The organism is Aquirufa nivalisilvae (assembly GCF_003143535.1).
GTDB lineage: Bacteria > Bacteroidota > Bacteroidia > Cytophagales > Spirosomataceae > Aquirufa > Aquirufa nivalisilvae.
In genome coordinates this window covers 1,142,996-1,161,282 of the sequence record NZ_CP029346.1, presented here as the reverse complement: position 1 = coordinate 1,161,282, position 18,287 = coordinate 1,142,996, and the positions used below count along the sequence as shown (strand labels likewise).

17 protein-coding genes are annotated in these 18,287 nt (G+C 37.7%); 10 read left to right on the top strand and 7 right to left on the bottom strand.

Annotation, left to right across the window (positions count from 1 at the left end):
* Positions 1–31 precede the first annotated feature (31 nt).
* From HME7025_RS05130 to HME7025_RS05120, 3 genes are read right to left on the bottom strand one after another with little or no spacing between them, the layout of a single operon-like run.
* The gene (locus HME7025_RS05130) at positions 32–949 is read right to left on the bottom strand and encodes an ROK family protein (RefSeq protein ID WP_109325013.1); all 918 of its coding nucleotides are present in this window, start codon (positions 947–949) and stop codon (positions 32–34) included.
* 13 nt (positions 950–962) lie between these two features.
* Positions 963–1,901, bottom strand: a complete 939-nt coding sequence (rsgA, locus tag HME7025_RS05125; protein WP_109322603.1) for a ribosome small subunit-dependent GTPase A — start codon at positions 1,899–1,901, stop codon at positions 963–965.
* On the bottom strand, positions 1,894–3,087 hold the full coding sequence (locus HME7025_RS05120) for a 3-deoxy-D-manno-octulosonic acid transferase (RefSeq protein WP_161956207.1): 1,194 nt from the start codon (positions 3,085–3,087) through the stop codon (positions 1,894–1,896). Before HME7025_RS05120 ends, rsgA begins: the two co-directional genes overlap by 8 nt.
* Positions 3,088–3,210: 123 nt before the next feature.
* On the opposite strand from HME7025_RS05120, the gene ytxJ reads away from it, so the two are divergent.
* The 5 genes from ytxJ to metK all read left to right on the top strand — a co-directional run bounded on the left by ytxJ (position 3,211) and on the right by metK (position 7,794).
* Positions 3,211–3,543 carry a bacillithiol system redox-active protein YtxJ gene (gene ytxJ, locus HME7025_RS05115; protein WP_109325012.1) on the top strand — a complete coding sequence of 111 codons (333 nt, stop codon included), beginning with the start codon at positions 3,211–3,213 and terminating at the stop codon, positions 3,541–3,543.
* A gap of 1 nt (position 3,544) precedes the next feature.
* Complete coding sequence (locus HME7025_RS05110; RefSeq protein WP_109322601.1) at positions 3,545–4,381, top strand: hypothetical protein; 837 nt, start codon at positions 3,545–3,547, stop codon at positions 4,379–4,381.
* 6 nt (positions 4,382–4,387) lie between these two features.
* Entirely contained in the window at positions 4,388–5,257 is an 870-nt protein-coding gene (gene lipA / locus HME7025_RS05105) for a lipoyl synthase (protein ID WP_109322600.1), read from the top strand.
* 6 nt (positions 5,258–5,263) lie between these two features.
* Positions 5,264–6,445: a lycopene cyclase family protein gene (locus HME7025_RS05100; protein WP_109322599.1), complete on the top strand. Its 1,182-nt coding sequence runs from the start codon at positions 5,264–5,266 to the stop codon at positions 6,443–6,445.
* A gap of 92 nt (positions 6,446–6,537) precedes the next feature.
* The gene (gene metK, locus HME7025_RS05095; protein WP_109322598.1) at positions 6,538–7,794 is read left to right on the top strand and encodes a methionine adenosyltransferase; all 1,257 of its coding nucleotides are present in this window, start codon (positions 6,538–6,540) and stop codon (positions 7,792–7,794) included.
* A gap of 63 nt (positions 7,795–7,857) precedes the next feature.
* On the opposite strand, the gene HME7025_RS05090 is transcribed toward metK, so the two are convergent.
* Together HME7025_RS05090 and HME7025_RS05085 are read right to left on the bottom strand one after the other, a co-directional pair.
* A complete protein-coding gene (locus tag HME7025_RS05090) occupies positions 7,858–8,193 on the bottom strand; it encodes an HPF/RaiA family ribosome-associated protein (protein WP_109322597.1) in 336 nt (111 codons plus the stop codon).
* 197 nt (positions 8,194–8,390) lie between these two features.
* A complete protein-coding gene (locus HME7025_RS05085) occupies positions 8,391–10,067 on the bottom strand; it encodes a VRR-NUC domain-containing protein (protein WP_109322596.1) in 1,677 nt (558 codons plus the stop codon).
* A gap of 162 nt (positions 10,068–10,229) precedes the next feature.
* On the opposite strand from HME7025_RS05085, the gene HME7025_RS05080 reads away from it, so the two are divergent.
* The 4 genes from HME7025_RS05080 (at position 10,230) to HME7025_RS05065 (ending at position 15,073) form a co-directional block, all read left to right on the top strand.
* Positions 10,230–11,420 (top strand): phosphoglycerate kinase, encoded by a 1,191-nt coding sequence (locus tag HME7025_RS05080; protein ID WP_109322595.1) that lies wholly within the window; start codon positions 10,230–10,232, stop codon positions 11,418–11,420.
* Between the two features lie 92 nt (positions 11,421–11,512).
* The gene (locus tag HME7025_RS05075; protein ID WP_109322594.1) at positions 11,513–13,969 is read left to right on the top strand and encodes a bifunctional UDP-N-acetylmuramoyl-tripeptide:D-alanyl-D-alanine ligase/alanine racemase; all 2,457 of its coding nucleotides are present in this window, start codon (positions 11,513–11,515) and stop codon (positions 13,967–13,969) included.
* Between the two features lie 387 nt (positions 13,970–14,356).
* Positions 14,357–14,716, top strand: a complete 360-nt coding sequence (locus tag HME7025_RS05070) for an ArsR/SmtB family transcription factor (RefSeq protein WP_109322593.1) — start codon at positions 14,357–14,359, stop codon at positions 14,714–14,716.
* A gap of 21 nt (positions 14,717–14,737) precedes the next feature.
* Complete coding sequence (locus HME7025_RS05065; RefSeq protein WP_109322592.1) at positions 14,738–15,073, top strand: hypothetical protein; 336 nt, start codon at positions 14,738–14,740, stop codon at positions 15,071–15,073.
* A gap of 79 nt (positions 15,074–15,152) precedes the next feature.
* On the opposite strand, the gene fumC is transcribed toward HME7025_RS05065, so the two are convergent.
* A complete protein-coding gene (fumC, locus tag HME7025_RS05060) occupies positions 15,153–16,556 on the bottom strand; it encodes a class II fumarate hydratase (protein WP_109322591.1) in 1,404 nt (467 codons plus the stop codon).
* Between the two features lie 89 nt (positions 16,557–16,645).
* Here fumC and HME7025_RS05055 point away from each other — a divergent pair, with 89 nt between their 5' ends.
* Positions 16,646–16,996: a Spx/MgsR family RNA polymerase-binding regulatory protein gene (locus tag HME7025_RS05055; RefSeq protein ID WP_109322590.1), complete on the top strand. Its 351-nt coding sequence runs from the start codon at positions 16,646–16,648 to the stop codon at positions 16,994–16,996.
* A gap of 4 nt (positions 16,997–17,000) precedes the next feature.
* Here the strand turns inward: HME7025_RS05055 and HME7025_RS05050 are convergent, their stop codons facing one another.
* On the bottom strand, positions 17,001–18,173 hold the full coding sequence (locus tag HME7025_RS05050) for a DUF1624 domain-containing protein (RefSeq protein WP_109322589.1): 1,173 nt from the start codon (positions 18,171–18,173) through the stop codon (positions 17,001–17,003).
* Between the last annotated feature and the right edge of the window lie 114 nt (positions 18,174–18,287).

Genomic DNA, 18,287 nt, shown 5'->3' with positions numbered 1-18,287 from the left:
CTAATGAGCTTTTTTATAAAGTAACAAATACCTAACTATATAACATAGCCGCACCAAATACCCCTGCACTATCTCCCAGCTTAGGCTTTACGACCGGTGTATGCACCTCTCTAGAATTAAAAATATACTTTTTAATGCGCTCGTAGCCTTCTGAATACAATAAATCTACATTGCCAACGCCGCCACCAATCACAATGACATCTGGGTCAATTACATTGATTAATGTGGAAATAGCCCTCCCAAAATAATCTACCATACGCTCGACAGTCGCTTCTGCAGCTGCATCCGAATGATCCTTAGCCGCCTGTAAAATCTCCTTCAATTTCATTTTTTTACCCGAATGCTTTTCATAATATTTCTCCAAAGCAGGTCCTGAAATAACGGTTTCCACACAACCCGATTTACCACAATAACAAGAATCTCCATCATCTTCCAAAATATTATGCCCCCATTCACCACCAATGCCATGTAAGCCATTGATGATTTTACCATGTACCACCAGGCCTCCTCCTACTCCTGTTCCCATAATAACACCAAAAGCGACTTCCGCATTTGGATTAACATCTTGTACAGCACCTAACAAGGTTTCTGCTAGTGCAAAGCAGTTGGCATCATTCGCAAGTTTTACTTCACACCCTAGCGTATTGGCTAAATCCGTAGCTAAAGCTTGTCCATTTAAACAAACGGTATTGCAGTTTTTCATGGTATTGGTCAATGGATTTAACACACCAGGTGTAGCAAATCCAATGGCCTTAGGCTTTTCGCCGATGATGCCCGTTACTCGGTCAACCAAAATCTTAATTTGTGCAATGATATGATCATATCCCTTAGCTGATTCAGTATCAATGCGCTCTCTTACAACCACATGACTTGGGTTCTGTTTATCCAAAACCGCACATTCAATCTTTGTCCCCCCCAAATCAATCCCCCATAATAATTCTTTGTTCATCGTTTTTTTAGGTTTAGCGTCTATTATCATTATTTTCAAGCATACTCAAATAACTAAAATACCTCGACTCTGCTATTTCACCCTCTTCTAATGCCTCTCGCACCACACAGCCAGGTTCCGACAAATGCATGCAATTATTAAACTTACATTTGCCTAGAAGTTCACGCATTTCGGGAAAATAATGCGCCAATTCTTCTTTCTCAATCTCTAAAATCCCCAATTCCTTGATTCCTGGGCTGTCTATCAAGTAGGTATCCTTCCCCAATTCCCACATGGTAGCATAGGTGGTGGTATGAACTCCCTTTTTAGCAAAATCGGATACCTCCTTAGTTTTGATATGTAAATCGGGAGCTACGATATTCATTAAACTGGATTTCCCGACTCCAGAATGTCCTGACATCAAAGATACTTTTCCTTGAAACATATCTTTAAACTCCTCTATCCCTTGTTTATTGGGAATGGAAGTAAATAAAATCCCGTATCCCAAAGATTGGTACAATCCTGCCCATTCAAAAACCTGATCTTGTTCTTCCTCATTGAGCAAATCCATCTTGTTAAACACAATTTGCACTGGTATTCGGAAAGCCTCGGCCGTTACTAAAAATCGGTCCATAAAACCCAAAGAAGTCTTTGGCATTTTATACGTCATGATGAAAATTGCCTGATCAATATTGGCGGCTAATAATTGCCCTTGACCCGTTTTATGTACCGATTTACGGATCAAATAGTTTTGTCGGGGCAAAATCTCAACAATCAAAACCGTTTGATGTACCTCATCCTCCATTTCATACATTACCCAATCGCCCACAGCGATAGGATTCGAGGTTTGAGGACCTTTTAATTTAAATTTCCCTTTCAAACGCCCATTATATACCTTTCCTTCTTCCGAACGAATCTCGTACCAAGAGCCCGTGGAGCGAATAATCAACCCTTTATTCTTTAGCTCAGTCATGTTGATTGGATATTAAAACGTGCATAATGGCATCCGTTGCTCCCCTATTTTTGTTAATAAAGGCTACTGATTTTGCTTTAATCTGAGCTCTTCGACTGGGATTATTCCACAAGTCTAACCAATATTTTTCTAAATCTTCTGTACTAGAAACCGTCGATGCAATTCCTTCTTCAAGTAATGCACATGCTTCCCTAAATTTGAGATAGTTCAAATCTCCAAAAGCGATGACAGGCCCAAAAACGGCCGCTTCCAGAGTATTATGTAATCCAGCACCATAGGCACCACCGATAAAAGCAAAATCAGCCCCTTGATATATGGAGGATAAACGTCCCACTTCATTGACGATTAATACTTGATGATTAGACCAAGGCTCAGCGGAATCACCTTGTGAATAAACAGAGGACAACTGAATGCTTTTCTTCCATTTTTCTAGTTCCGTATCATGTATTTCATGGGGAACAATCACCCATTTGATGGGTAAAGATTGTTTATTGATTAATGGAATAATGCGGTCCATGTCGGCTTGCCAAACAGAACCTAACACAGCAAAGGCTTGTCCATCTAAAAACTGGTCCAATAAATCCCAAGAGCTCACCTGTTTAGACTGAGCATAAACTCGATCAAAGCGAGTATCCCCCGCTACTTGTACCTGTTTTATCCCAATACTTTCTAATAAATCTTTCGAGGCTTCATCTTGGACAAACAAATGAGTAAACTGCCTTAATAAGTTCCGATAAAAACCTCCATACCAAGCAAAAAAGACTTGTTTTGGTCGAAATATCGCAGACACTAACAATAAAGGAACCTGTCGCTTTGCCAATCCAGTTAGGTAAAAATGCCAAAATTCATATTTAACAAAAATGGCTAATTGAGGTTTGACCAAGTCTAAAAAACGGGCACTTGATTGAGCTCCATCTAAAGGTAAATAAGAGACAAAGTCCACCCCAGCAAAATTCTTTCGAACTTCATAACCAGAAGGCGAAAAAAAGGTTACTAAGATAAAATGCGATGGAAATTGCTTCTTATATGCTTCAATAATGGGTCTTCCTTGTTCAAATTCCCCCATAGAAGCCGTATGAAACCAAGCAACAGGTTTATTTTGATGGGCAAACGTATTTTCAAGACCTTGCCAAACTTCATTTTGCCCTTGATTCCAAAGATTAGCCTTGGTATGGAACTTTGACAAGCCTCTTAGGGTTTGACGATACAAAAACAAGGCAAAAGAATACAGCCAAACTCTCAAGTTTTTCTTAAATTTGAAGGTGAATCTTTAAAATTACGAAATATGCAGAAAACCTGCATCATTCTTATGAACTGGAATACATTAAACGAAACTCAACAAATTGATCAAATCTTAGAAGATTCTCAAAAACAACCTGTCGTTATTTTTAAACATAGCACCCGTTGTTCCATCTCTGCCACTTCTTTGAATAGACTAGAGAGGGCCTGGGATCAAGATGTTACCCCGGCATATTTATTAGATTTAATTGCTTTTCGCCCTATTTCTAATCAAATTGCTGAAACATTTCAAGTGGAACATCAATCTCCCCAAGTTTTAGTGATTGATGGAGGTAAATGTACATACCATGCCTCTCATTGGGACATATCCAATGAGGATTTGAAACCATATACTAGCCGTTAACATGAAGCAGGCTTTACCTAAGTATGTATTGGCACTTTTACTAATGCCCTCTTTGATATGGGCTCAACGAAGTGGTAGTCCTAGCACGACCACCAGCCCCAATCAAATACCAAGTAAAGCTAGTAATTCTGCTAAGACGCCTAATTCCAACGCAGGTACCAGTTCTTTCGTTGAACGAGGAACTTGGGCAATAGGATTAACCACGACTACCAATTCGGGGATTTTTGGAGGATTTAATTTGCGGAAATCTTGGAATAAAAACCCAAGTCGGCAACCTATCATTGGCCTAGACATTGTCAATTTAAAGGATTATCGTGAATTCACTTCTCCTTTTTCGTACAATGGAAGAAGCTATATTGAAGGGAAATTAAATAATTTATTGATTGTTAGACCGGAGTTTGGCATGCAGTGGATGTTGTTTAAAAAATCGAGCGAAGGCGGTGCAGCTTTAAAAGGAATCTTGGCAACAGGTCCTAGTTTAGGAATCAAAATCCCCTATTATGTGGATGTTTCTTATTTAGACCCCAATTCAGGTAGAACCATCATTAAATCTATTCCTTATACAGAAACAATGGCTAATTCCCCGACAGGTAGATCGGTGATAGTTGGAGAAGGTGGTTATTTTGCCGGAAGTGGAGATTCTAAAATGGTGCCCGGTTGGCATCTGAAATCTGGTTTTGATATTGAACTCAATACCATTAAGCGTAATTATTTGAGTTTGGAAGTTGGCTTTATAGTGGATGTATTCCAAAATCCCGTTGAAATCCTTAACCAAACCAGTCCAAGATCAGTTTATACAACTGGTTATTTAACTTTCTTCTTTGGAAGAACATATTGATATAAGATGATTGAATTACCTCAAATAAATCCCACAGCTAATACACGTAAACCGGATTGGCTTCGTGTTAAACTACCCATTGGTGAGAAATACACGAATGTTAGAAAGATTGTGGATGAATATAAATTACACACTATTTGTCAATCAGGTAACTGCCCCAATATGGGAGAATGCTGGGGAGAAGGTACAGCAACATTCATGATTTTAGGAAATGTATGTACCCGTTCTTGTACTTTCTGTGCAGTTGCTACAGGTAGACCGCCAGAATATGATGAGGATGAACCAAGACGAGTAGCAGAGGCCATTCGCTTAATGAAAGTAAAGCATGCAGTCATTACTTCTGTTAATCGAGATGAGCTGAAAGATAAAGGAGCTGAAATTTGGTATCAAACTGTACGCGCTGTTAAAGAAAGTACACCACAAACGACCATTGAAACATTAATTCCAGATACTAAAGGTAATTGGGATGCCTTGATTCGCATGATAGAAGCTGGTCAAGAAGTTGTTTCTCACAACATGGAAACCGTGGCGAGCTTGTACCGCTATGTACGTCCACAAGCTAAATATGAGCGTAGTTTAGAGCAAATCCAGCGTACTAAAGACTTTGGCAAAAGAACGAAATCTGGCATCATGTTAGGTTTAGGAGAAAAACAAGATGAGGTATTCAAGGCAATGGATGATTTAGTCGCTCATGGATTGGATGTGTTAACCCTTGGTCAATATTTACAGCCCACCAAAATGCACCATGAAGTGATTGAATGGATTCATCCAGATACATTCGCCATGTATAAAGAGGAAGGTTTAAAAAGAGGTCTAGCTTATGTAGAATCTGGGGCTTTGGTTCGTTCTAGTTATCACGCAGAACGCCATATTTAATGCCACATGAGTATTGCTCAACTTTCCAGTAAATCATATCGATATATTTTCGCTGGAGGTGGAATGTCTGCCCTGTCTTTGGTCTATTACTTAAGTAAAAGTTCCCTTTCAAAGGAACCCATGTTAATCATAGACCCATCTAGTAAATCAGAAAATGATAAAACTTGGTGCTATTGGTCAGATAAACCAGAAGAGTTTGATGCTCTGGCTCAAAAAAGTTGGAAAAATTTATGGTTTCATGGTCCGAATGGGAAAAGTATAGCTTTAGATATTGCTCCTTTTCAATACCATAAAATTCGAAGCATCGATTGGTATTCCTTTATCAAAAAGCAGCTAAGTCTATTTCCCAACATCGAATTTTTACAAGCAGAAGTTTTAGATATCATTCCAGAAAATAAGGGTGCACGAGTGCTCAGTACATCAGGAGAATTTATCGCTAGTGATAAAGTATTTGACTCATATTCCCCTTATCCTTGTGAAATTAACAATCCTCAGCATCTCAAACAGCATTTTCTAGGCTGGGAAATCGAGTGCCATTTCCCCATATTTAAATCGGATGCTGTCCACTTATTTGATTTTAGAGTGGCACAGGGAAAAGAATGTGAGTTTATGTACATCCTTCCCACTTCTTCTACCAAAGCATTATTTGAATATACATTCTTTTCCGCGCAAGTTAGAGAGCCTAATTTTTATCAAGATAAAATTAAATCCTATTTACAAGCCTATTATAATTTAGGTGAGGAAGACTACCAAATTAAGGAAGAAGAAAAAGGGATTATTCCAATGTGTTTGGATTCAAGGCAAAAGCAAAAAATAGCTGAAAATATTCTGCGCATTGGCACCTCAGGTGGCTTTGTTAAGGCATCTACAGGATATAGCTTTTTACGTACCCAACGCATCAATCAAGCACTTGTTAAAGAGCTAGAAAAAGACCAAACCAATCATCTAGTCTTACCAGCTAATCGATTCAAGATCTGGTTAGATAAAGTCTTTTTACAAGTACTTTTAGAACAATCTGTGGCTGGAAGTGACGTTTTTGAGGCCTTATTTCAAAAAAATAAAGGACATAAAATGCTACGCTTTTTAGATGAGAAAACCAATTTTTGGGAGGACCTCAGCTTGATGGCGAGCGTCCCACCCCTTCCTTTTATTAAGGCTGTGTACCATTTAATAAGTAGCTCTAAATAAGTATCCAAAAGCTCATCTAGCACTTGTAGCTTCGCAAGATAAATGGTATTTTTGTCAGAATTATAACATCAAACATATAAACTGTTTCGCCAATGGCATACTTATTCACGTCTGAATCGGTATCTGAAGGACATCCAGACAAGGTGGCCGATCAAATCTCAGATGCACTTATTGATCACTTCATGGCTTTCGATCCAACATCTAAAGTGGCATGTGAAACACTAGTAACTACAGGTCAGGTGATTTTAGCTGGTGAGGTGAAAACAAATACCTATTTGGATGTTCAAGCGATTACACGTGAAGTTATACGTAAAATTGGATATACTAAATCAGAATACATGTTTGAAGCCAATTCATGTGGTATCTTATCTGCTATTCATGAACAATCGGCTGACATCAATCAAGGGGTAGAGCGTGCTAAGCCAGAAGAGCAAGGTGCCGGTGACCAAGGAATGATGTTTGGTTTTGCTACCAAAGAAACAGATAATTACATGCCTTTGGCATTGGATTTAGCCCATAAAATTCTTCAAGAATTGTCTTATATTCGCAACAATGAGCCAAATTTAATTGGCTATTTGCGTCCAGATGCTAAATCTCAAGTTACGATTGAATATTCAGATGATCACGTACCTCAACGTATCGATACGATTGTAGTTTCAACTCAACATGATGATTTTGCTGCTGAACCAGAAATGTTAGCTAAAATCAAGAAAGATATTGTTGAAATCGTTATTCCACGCGTAAAAGCCAACTTAAAACCGGAATTGCAGGCTTTATTCAATGATGCCATTACCTATCACATTAATCCTACTGGTAAATTTGTGATTGGTGGTCCTCACGGAGATACAGGTCTTACTGGCCGTAAAATTATTGTAGATACATATGGTGGAAAAGGTGCTCACGGTGGTGGTGCTTTTTCAGGAAAAGATCCTTCCAAAGTTGACCGTTCTGCTGCTTATGCTACGCGTCATATTGCTAAAAACTTAGTTGCTGCTGGTTTATGTGATCAGGTTTTAGTTCAAGTTTCTTATGCCATTGGTGTGGCTAAACCATGCGGTTTATTCATCGATACCTATGGAACAGCTAAAGTGAACATGACAGATGGCGAAATTGCAAGAAAAGTAGAAGAGATTTTTGACATGCGTCCTTATTTCATCGAACAACGTTTGAAATTAAGAAACCCAATGTACTCAGAAACAGCTGCTTATGGCCACATGGGACGTAAAAACGAAGTAGTTAACAAGACTTTCGTTGGACCAAATGGACAAAAAATCAGTCAAGAAGTAGAATTATTTACTTGGGAAAAATTAGATTACGTAGATGCAGTAAAAGCTGCTTTTCAAATCTAATAAACCATTTTAGAGCATAAAAAAAGGGGACAAATTGTCCCCTTTTTCATTTTCATATTCAGACTATTCTGATATATCCAAAGCCGTTTTGGCTACTTTCACTTGGGTTATTTTAGCCTTAAAGCGCTTAATCTGTTCTGCGATGGCATTTAATGCCAAATCTAAGGCTTCTTCGAAAGACCTGGCTTTCTCTTTGACAAACAAAATGGCTCCAGGTACAGATATTTTAATTTCAAGTAACTTTTCTTTTACTTTCCCCTCCCCTTGTTCTATTTTAAGAAATACCTCTCCGCTGGTTATTCGATCATAAAAGGTTTCTAATTTGTTCAACTTAGCTTGGATACTCTCGACTAATTTACGATCCGCTGTAAAGTGGATGGCATGAACTTGCACTTTCATAAGCTTGAAATTTAAAGGTGAAATAATGCTTTGGGAATCCGACAAAGCCTACAACATAAAGAACGTTCTAGATTCATCGGAAATGTAGAATATTTTCAAAACGATGTCAAGCATTTAACAAATATTTTTGAAATAAACGCTTAAGTATTTTTTTGAAACAAATGGAACTAAAACTGAAAATTTTGATAATCAAATCATTAAATCCATTCTACTCGAATTAACCTGATGGAGATATTTTGCTTTCTAAAAAAATCATGCCAAAAAAACTGAATAGCAGATAAATGATCGTTAGGCGATTTCACTTCTACAAAGGCATATTCATCCCCTTTTTGAATAAATAAGTCGGGGAAACCCTTGGAATGTGTAGCCAAATTTTGCCACATATATGTCACCACTTCCGTTAAAGCAGCATGAGGTATCACCTGCACTAGGCGCTGAATTAAATCAAAGTCCAGATTTTGCCAATCGACCAAAGGATTCATTTTTCCTTGATTTCGCGCTGCATTCTGTTGCAACAAGGCTAACCAACTAGTCACATCTTCCAATAGACCTAATAAGTTTTTGAATTCATCCTGTAAATCCAAAGCAAAATTCTCTCTGGCATAATGACTAGGGGCATATTGAAAAGGATGATGAAAACCCGTTTTATTTTGATGAAATATTAAATCCCAAAACCAAAGTCCCATCATATTTTTCCAAACACGATTCTCCGTAAAAGCAGCATAATAGCCCTGATTTATAAAATAATCCACAACACCTTCCTCTACTTGGTCTTTCCATTCCATCGATATGGCCAATTTCTCAGCTTCCTTTAAACTGGCCGTCACTTGTTTAACTTGCTTTTTCGATGCTTGCTTCCAAAGATAATCTTCAAAAAAATGCCTTTCCTTGGGATTGGTAATCAATTCCAGACCTGTTCTAGCCCACATACTGGCCTCATCGATTCGCTTCAACTTAACCAATAGTCGGACTCTTCGTTCCAAAGAAGCACCCGCCAAACTCTCTTCATACATTGATAGCGCCATTTCCAATTCACCTTGTCGTTCCAACCAGCGCGCCACATGAAATAAAGTTCTCTCAAAACTTCCAATGCATAACTCCAATAATTCCGGAGCTAGGGGCCACATATTCATTTGCCAACTAGTCATTACTTCTTCTACGGCATTTTCCTCTTTCGACTTCTCAAAAAACCATTCTCGCCAAATGCTGATGCGCCATTTCTGAATAGCTTCTTCCCGAGTAGAAAAATATGGTACTAAATCCGCTTCATCGATATCAATGAATTGTCTATGCCCTAAATCACGAACCACAAAATCCGTTAAATCATGATTTCGACTTCCAAAAAATAAAAACTGGATAAAATGAAAATAAGTGGTCTGCAATGGCCGAATTAAGCCAATTTGAAGCTTCTCCAAGCGCATTAACAATTCCTTCTCACTCAGGTTTTCAACGATATACTGAAGCAATGCAGGCTTAGAAACCGATTTAGCTATGGGACTTTTTTCTCCCGACACTTGAATTAAGTCGAAACAAATAGCCTTATTCAAATTATTCAAACAGGCATATATGGACTGGCCCTCTGTCTGACCAATTCTTTCCAATAAATTCATATGAAACAACTCCGTCTTAGCCTCATCCAAAGAAGAAATCTCTGGGTATTGAAGTGAGTTTTCTTGAAACCAAATAGTTTTTCTTGAAGCAAGACGTAAATACAAACATTGAGCCGAAAAGGAGGATGTTTCAAAATCACGTATAAAAGTTTGCTCTTGATCATCCAATAATTGGCTGTAATGATTTGTTACATAGCGTAATACATATTGAAAATAATCCCAATAATAGGTAGGCGATAAATTGAGATTGGGACTATTATCCATATAGGTAGAAGCGTTCAAAGGATAAAAATTGTACTATTCGATGATTAATTTCGAGATTTTCAACAGAAAATTAGATTTTTTCAACAATTAATAAAACTTGGGTATATTTGCCTGCCTTATCTGAGGCATACGTATCCACTTACAATTTGAAACAAAAATAGTATGCAAACAGTCGCCAATTTCAATTTTGCTGGTAAAAAAGCCTTAGTTCGTGTTGATTTTAATGTCCCTTTAAACGAAAGGTACGAAATCACTGACGATACGCGTATAAAAGCCACGATCCCTACTATTCAGAAAATTCTGAAAGATGGAGGTTCGGTTATTCTGATGTCTCATTTAGGCAGACCCAAAGATGGTCCTACAGAAAAGTACTCATTGAAACACTTAGTGACTCCCCTTTCTATCGTTTTTGGTATCAAAGTAAAATTTGCTCCAGATTGTATCGGTGAGGAAGCGGCTCAATTAGCTAGTGAATTACAAGCTGGTGAAATTCTATTATTGGAAAATCTTCGTTTTTACAAAGAGGAAGAAAAAGGTGATGAGGAATTTGCGAAAAAATTAGCCAGTCTTGGTAATGTGTGGGTAAATGATGCGTTTGGAACTGCTCACCGTGCACATGCTTCTACTGCTGTGATGGGTAAATTCTTGAACGACCGAGTAAGTGGTTATGTCATGCAAGCAGAAATTGATAACGCTAAAAAAATATTAGAATTTGCGGATAGACCGTTTACGGCTATCATGGGAGGTTCTAAAATCTCTGATAAAATCTTGATTATCGAGCAATTATTAGATAAGGTGGATAATTTGATCATCGGTGGTGGCATGACCTATACCTTTTCTTTAGCAGAAGGTGGAAAAATTGGCAAATCAATCTCAGAGCCTGATAAAGTAGATTTAGCAAAAAGTTTGTTAGAAAAAGCAAAGGCAAAAGGAGTTAATTTATACATGCCGGTTGATAATGTAGTGGCGGATGATTTTAGTAATTCAGCCAACAGACAAACGGTGAATAGAGGCGAAATTCCAGATGGTTGGGAAGGATTAGATATCGGTCCTAAGACCATTGAATTATTCCAAAAAGTTGTTTCTGAATCAAAAACAATCCTTTGGAATGGACCTATGGGAGTATTTGAATTCCCGAACTTTGCTAAAGGAACCAATGCCATTGCAGATGCCGTAGTTAAAGCGACAGAAGAAAATGGTGCATTTTCATTAATTGGAGGAGGAGATTCTGCTTCTGCTATTAATAATGCAGGATATGGCGACCGTGTAAGTTATGTATCTACCGGTGGTGGTGCTTTATTAGAATACATGGAAGGTAAAGTTTTACCTGGTGTAGCAGCATTAGAAGCTTAATACCAATATAATTATATAAAATAGCGTTAAAGGCGAGGGAAGTATTCCTCGCCTTTTTGTATTTTAGCTAATTGCCAATTTGACCTCCATACATGATTCATTTTTCATCGCCCACACAATTAAAATCAAGCATACTTAGTCTTGATAGCCGTCAAATCTATTTACCTCAACAAACGGCCTTTTTTGCCGTAAGAGGGGTACATCATGATGGGCATCAATACATCGAGCCTTTATACCATTTAGGCATCCGAGAATTTATTGTTGAAAGTGATGCTTGGTCTGGTTTATTGGCAGAAAAAGCAAAAAAATGGACTCAAGCTGATTTTTGGGTCGTAGATAATAGCATCAATTGTCTACAAGAAATAGCTCGTATTCATCGTAAAAGTTTTTCGATTCCTGTTATTGGCATTACCGGTTCTAATGGAAAAACCACCTGTAAAGAATGGTTAGCAACCTTATTGCAAACTAAATTTTCCATCGTTAAAAGTCCCAAAAGTTTCAACTCTCAAATCGGAGTTCCATTATCTGTATGGGGCTTAAAAGCTCAACATCAAATTGCCATTTTTGAAGCTGGCATTTCTCGAGTTGGTGAAATGCAGCGCATTGAAAAAATCATTCAACCTACCTGGGGTGTATTCACGCATTTTGGAGAAGCCCATGGCCAAAATTTTGAATCAGATCATCAAAAACTACAAGAGAAGCTACAACTATTTGCTCATGTAGAAAAATTGGTCTATCGGCGTAAAAACATCAATCAGGATGTTATAAAATCAGAAATGCAGTCCATTAATCCACAAGCTGAACTCATAGCTTGGAGTACGGAAGATTTGGCTAACTGCATGTATGTTTATTGGAAAATAAGTCCTAAAGAAACCCATATACGGATTAAAAAACCGGCACAAAGTGAAGCGTTCTTAGATGTCAAAACAGAACTGACCGATGAAGCCTATTTGGAAAACCTGTGTCATTGCCTCATTATGGCGCATGTAGCAGGATTGAGTGTCGAAGAAATTCAAGCTCGAACCAAATGGATTCGTCCGATTTCTATGCGCCTAGAGATCAAAGAAGGACTCAGGAATAACCAGATCATCGATGATTCGTATAATAACGATTTGGATGGCTTACAATTAGCTTTACCCCTTTTGAAGAAATACGAACATAAAAAGCGTGTTTTAATCATTAGTGACTTCATTGAAGCCGGTATCCCTGCACCCGAATTATATCCCAAAATCGCTACATTGATTCAATCACAAAAAATTGATCAACTAATTGGTGTCGGGGATCACTTGATTAAATACCAAGACGCATTCAAGGAAATTGAAGTATTTTATAATACCGAAGATCTCATTGGTAGTGGAATCTTAAATCAAATTAGTGATGCTGTTGTCCTATTAAAAGGAGCGCGTAAGTTTAATTTTGAACAAATAACTCAGCTTTTAGAGACCAAGACCCATTGTACTAAATTAGAAGTCAATTTAGACGCTTTACAGAATAACCTTACCTACTTTAAAGAAACCATAGGACCTGATACCAAACTCATGGTGATGGTCAAAGCATTTGCCTATGGAGCTGGTGCTGTAGAGATTGCTCAAGTATTACAACAACAGGGAATAGATTACCTAACCGTTGCTTACACCGATGAAGGAGTACAATTGCGTAAAAATGGCATTTATTGCCCTATTATGGTCATGAATCCACAAATTGGAGAGTTAGATACGTTAAGCAATTATGCGCTCGAACCAGAAGTTTATTCCATGACCATGCTGGAAGCCATTGACGAATATAGTCATGCGCATAATAAAAGCATCAAAATTCATCTAAAACTAGATACAGGTATGAAACGACTTGGTTTTAGTCCTGATCAATGCAAAGAATTAACTAAAAAGATAGCCAGTATGCCACAAGTTTGGGTAGCGAGTATGTTAAGTCATTTAGTAGCTTCCGAGTCGCCCAAACATCAAAAATTCACAGAAAAACAAGTGGATTTATTTGAGAAGATGACCCAAAAGATCATTCAAACCTTGGGATATACCCCTTTGCGACATATTGCTAATTCAGCAGCCATTAAAAATTACCCTTCTGCTCGGTATGAAATGGTCCGATTAGGTATCAGTTTATATGGAATTTCAGAAAATAAAATAGAAAAGAAGTCCTTAGAAAATGTCTTAACCTTAAAAACATACATTTCACAAATCAAAGACATCAAGAAAAATGAAACCATAGGCTATGGTAGAAAGGGTAAATTAAAGTCGAACGGACGCATCGCCACCCTGGCTTTAGGCTATGCTGATGGTTATGCTAGAAGCCTTGGAATGGGTAAAGGGATGTTTGAAATCAATGGGTATTTGTGCCCCACAGTAGGTGCTATTTGCATGGATATGTGCATGGTAGATATCAGCCATTTACCCCTTGTGAAGGAAGGAGATGAGGCTATTGCCTTTGGTGGAAAAATACAATTAACCGATTTAGCTCACCAAGCGAAAACGATTCCATATGAACTCATGACTAACATCAGCGAACGCGTTAAAAGAGTCTATGTTAAAAACTAATTTCTGCTAAATATCCATTCGTTCTTAATATTCAACTTGCTTTATATACTTGATACCTCAGAAGAAATTCTGGGGTATTTTTTTTAACCAATCAGTTAACACTTCAGAACATAACAATGGAATTCTAGAAATCGAATTCAACAAAGAATCATGACTTTATTTGAAATTTCTATCAAATTAGCTTTAGCATCAAATAAACCATTATTAGCAATTTGTTTAATTATAATTATCAATATAAACAATTAATTAGCTTTATAGCGAAATATATTTAGCCTAACAGGCAATTAATTGTTTGAAGGGCTAAATAAGCTTTCTCTATTGTCATTAAATACGGTTTTTGGATAATACGTTGAATTGTACTAAATTAGCTAAATAGATAATTTTAATATGCAAGTAGAGTCTATAGCCAAAGCATTAGGTGATGAATCGAGGAGAAAGATTGTGGAGCTTTTGAAGGACGGTGAGCTGCCTGCCAGTACCATTTTTGAACAATTCAACTATGCTGCACCTACCATTTCCAGGCACTTATCTGTGCTCAAAGAAGCTGGTTTAGTGAGCACCCGCCGAAACGGTGTATTCATCTATTATTCCTTAGAAAAGGAAGCCTTACATGTCATACAAAACTGGTTAGCTCCTCTCCTAGGCTCTGCCATAGAAAAGCCCAAATCTGCCCCAAGAGAGCGAAGCCAAAAACCCAAAATCAAAACTGAAAGTAATCCCTTTGAGAAATTTCAAAGCGAATTTTAATCTTAGAATAATACTAATTTAATGAAACGATTTGTCATCATCATTCGGGGACCAGTAGCAGGAATTTCAGGTGAAAATTCACTCGCCACAGAAGAGGAATTAGAGCAAATTAGAACCTGGCTGAAAGGATTAAAATCCAGTTATGAGGACATGTTGTATCAGAAATTTTCAGGTCAACAACTGCACCTCACGGCAGCAGGAAAATTGGATTCAAAATTGATCAATCAAATTGACGGTGGAGAAATATCCCAGATTGTCACCCTCATATTATCCGACTGGGAAGAAGCCCAGAGAATTGCTAACAGTTTTCCCTTTGTTAGCCCATTTTACAGTATTGAATTACGTGAAATGGCTTAATAGTACAAAAAATGCCCTATACGCAACGTATAGGGCATTTTTAATATAAATCGCTGAGAATCGCTTATTTAAGAGCTAATTACAGATTAATTTCTCCTACCATATTCTCAGGGCGAACCCACTCATCAAACTCTTCGGCACTTAAATAACCCAAGGAAATCGCTGTTTCCTTCAACGTAGAGCCATTTTTATGCGCAGTTTGAGCAATTTCAGCCGCTTTATAATAACCAATCTTCGTATTCAATGCAGTAACTAGCATCAATGAATTATTCACGTGCTTTTGAATGTTCTCCTTCAATGGTTCGATACCCACAGCACACTTGTCGTTGAATGCCACGCAAACATCTCCTATCAATCGAGCTGAATGTAGGAAATTATAAATCATCACAGGCTTGAACACGTTCAACTCAAAATGACCTGAAGCTCCACCAATATTGATGGCCACATCATTCCCTAATACCTGAGCTGCCACCATTGTCATAGCTTCACACTGAGTTGGATTTACTTTACCTGGCATAATAGAAGAACCTGGTTCATTATCTGGAATATAAATCTCTCCAATTCCTGAACGAGGACCAGAAGATAACATACGTACATCATTACCTATCTTCATTAGACTCACAGCAACTGTTTTTAAAGCTCCGTGCGCTTCTACTATGGCATCATGTGCCGCCAAGGCTTCAAACTTGTTTTCAGCCGTTCTAAATGGCAATCCTGTCAGTGTAGCAATGTGCTTCGCCACATTCTCAGAATAACCTGCTGGAGTATTGATTCCCGTTCCTACTGCTGTTCCACCTAAAGCTAATTCGCTCAAGTGATCTAAGGTATTATTGATGGCCTTTAAACCATGATTCAACTGAGATACATATCCAGAAAACTCTTGTCCTAAAGTCAATGGTGTGGCGTCCATAAAGTGAGTACGTCCAATCTTCACCACATCCTTAAATGCTTTCGCTTTAGCGGCTAAGGTATCACGTAATTTAGTAATGCCCGGAATAGTCGTTTCCATCAAAATTTGATAGGCTGCAATGTGCATCGCCGTTGGGAAAGTGTCATTCGATGACTGGGATTTATTCACATCATCGTTGGGATGTACCACTTTCTTCTCATCCATCAAATTTCCACCTTGCAAAACATGCGCTCGGTAGGCTATTACCTCATTGCAATTCATATTGGATTGCGTACCTGAACCTGTTTGCCAAACGACCAATGGGAATTGATCTGCCCATTGACCTTCCAAAATTTCATCACAAACTTTGGCAATAAGATCTTTTTTAGATTCATCCAAAACCCCTGCTTCGAAATTCGTGATAGCAGCTGCTTTTTTCAAGTAAGCAAATGCACGAATAATCTCTTTAGGCATTTTATTGATGTCTTGAGCAATGGGAAAATTCTCAATGGAACGTTGGGTTTGTGCACCCCAATACACGTGTGCAGGTACTTTCACCTGACCCATCGTATCTTTTTCTATTCTGTACTCCATAAGGTAGCTTTGTGTTAAATTTGTAAGGAAAAAACAAAAATACCACCAAATCAAACAAGTCGCACACCTTTTTAAAATAAATAGCTAACATGATCACCATTTACGGAATACCTGCCTGCAATACCATGAAAAAGGCCTTTGATTTTTTAAAAAATCAAAGCGTTTCTTACGAATTTCATGATTACAAAAAGAAAAGCATCTCCCCTGAAACGCTGTCTCTCTTTTTAGAAAAACTTGGCCCAGCCACGGTATTAAATAAAAATGGAAGTACGTATAAGCAATTAGATGATGACACTAAAAAAAGCTTAGAAAATCCAGATAGCCTATTTGAATTTCTTCAACAAAAAACGTCTGCTATCAAAAGACCCATATTAGTCGATGGAGAAAGAATTTTAGCAGGATTTGACGAAGAAAAAATGCATGCTTGGTTGAATAAATAATATGCTATAAATAGCTTAACCACCACATTTCTTTGTGATCTAACTTATATTGATCAAACTTCTTACATAGTGGGTATAATCCCAGTATCAGGGCGATCCATATGACATAAACAACCCACAAGCTAAATCCATATCCTTGCAAATTAGGTTCAAATCCAATCCAAGTAGATAAAATCATCTTTTGCCAACCCAATCCTGAAAGCTCAGCAAAAAGCAAGGCAATTAAGTGAATAACATAGATATGAAGGATATAATAGAAAAAGGGCACACGACCAAAGGTGCAAAAAAAGTCAACAACCTTTCCTTTCCATTTTTCCGAATATGCCAAAAACAAGAAACTTGCTCCCAAAGTCATCAACAAGTACTGTAAAGATGGTGGGTATTTAGAAGGATTAAAAAATGAAATCAAGTCTTGCGATATGGTTGAATACTGCTGAAATGGATTCGGATCCCCATACCAATTAGTCCAACGAAGTATCACAAATAGTACGATGGAAATGATACCCAAAAAAGTAAAATAAACCTTCCGTTTTTGGGCGTCTACAGTTGATTGATAGGCACTTCCTATACAATATCCCAATGCCATAACTCCTATCCAAGGAATAAGGGGATACACGACCATCAATTGAATTTGAGAAGATATTGTATAAAATTGTTGTTCATGTAAAATGGACCAAATCATACTTCCAGGAAAATGCAGGTTATCTAAAAGATTGTGAAATAGAATAAGCGATAAACTTATAAGCCCAATATAGGCAGTTGGCAAATGGATAAGAGCCGCTAAGACCAACATACTTATCCCAAGTGACCAAATAACGGAGAGAGCATATACTGGGAAATGGACGTTAAAATACCAACCAAATCCGATAATAATCAATTCTGCAAACACGAGCCAGAATCCTCTTTTGATTAGAAATACTGACAGTTCTCCTTTTGTTTTTCGCTTACTCAACATATAGGCTGAAAGACCAGCCAGAAAGCTAAATGCAGGAGCACAAAAATGTGTAATCCATCGAGTGAAAAACAACATTAAGTTACTCTGAGTAGGATCTGCTGGATCAAACACAAACGCATCATAATGAAAATAGTCCCTAACATGGTCAAGGGCCATAATCACCATGACTAAACCTTTTAATAAATCAATGGATGCAATTCTGGTAGTTGTTGGCTGTGTCATAATTTGAGAAGGTTTGAGAGGTAGAAGACATTTCAAACTTTACCATATTTAGAAGATATGAATACACCGAGAAATGAATTGACAATGTAAGAATTAATTTTAAATACTAATTAT

Coding starts and splice junctions, on each gene's coding strand:
- HME7025_RS05130 (WP_109325013.1), bottom strand. CDS start 949: ATGAACAAAGAATTATTATGGGGGATTGATTTGGGGGGGACAAAGATT.
- rsgA (WP_109322603.1), bottom strand. CDS start 1,901: ATGACTGAGCTAAAGAATAAAGGGTTGATTATTCGCTCCACGGGCTCT.
- ytxJ (WP_109325012.1), top strand. CDS start 3,211: ATGAACTGGAATACATTAAACGAAACTCAACAAATTGATCAAATCTTA.
- HME7025_RS05110 (WP_109322601.1), top strand. CDS start 3,545: ATGAAGCAGGCTTTACCTAAGTATGTATTGGCACTTTTACTAATGCCC.
- lipA (WP_109322600.1), top strand. CDS start 4,388: ATGATTGAATTACCTCAAATAAATCCCACAGCTAATACACGTAAACCG.
- HME7025_RS05100 (WP_109322599.1), top strand. CDS start 5,264: ATGAGTATTGCTCAACTTTCCAGTAAATCATATCGATATATTTTCGCT.
- metK (WP_109322598.1), top strand. CDS start 6,538: ATGGCATACTTATTCACGTCTGAATCGGTATCTGAAGGACATCCAGAC.
- HME7025_RS05090 (WP_109322597.1), bottom strand. CDS start 8,193: ATGAAAGTGCAAGTTCATGCCATCCACTTTACAGCGGATCGTAAATTA.
- HME7025_RS05085 (WP_109322596.1), bottom strand. CDS start 10,067: ATGGATAATAGTCCCAATCTCAATTTATCGCCTACCTATTATTGGGAT.
- HME7025_RS05080 (WP_109322595.1), top strand. CDS start 10,230: ATGCAAACAGTCGCCAATTTCAATTTTGCTGGTAAAAAAGCCTTAGTT.
- HME7025_RS05075 (WP_109322594.1), top strand. CDS start 11,513: ATGATTCATTTTTCATCGCCCACACAATTAAAATCAAGCATACTTAGT.
- HME7025_RS05070 (WP_109322593.1), top strand. CDS start 14,357: ATGCAAGTAGAGTCTATAGCCAAAGCATTAGGTGATGAATCGAGGAGA.
- HME7025_RS05065 (WP_109322592.1), top strand. CDS start 14,738: ATGAAACGATTTGTCATCATCATTCGGGGACCAGTAGCAGGAATTTCA.
- fumC (WP_109322591.1), bottom strand. CDS start 16,556: ATGGAGTACAGAATAGAAAAAGATACGATGGGTCAGGTGAAAGTACCT.
- HME7025_RS05055 (WP_109322590.1), top strand. CDS start 16,646: ATGATCACCATTTACGGAATACCTGCCTGCAATACCATGAAAAAGGCC.
- HME7025_RS05050 (WP_109322589.1), bottom strand. CDS start 18,173: ATGACACAGCCAACAACTACCAGAATTGCATCCATTGATTTATTAAAA.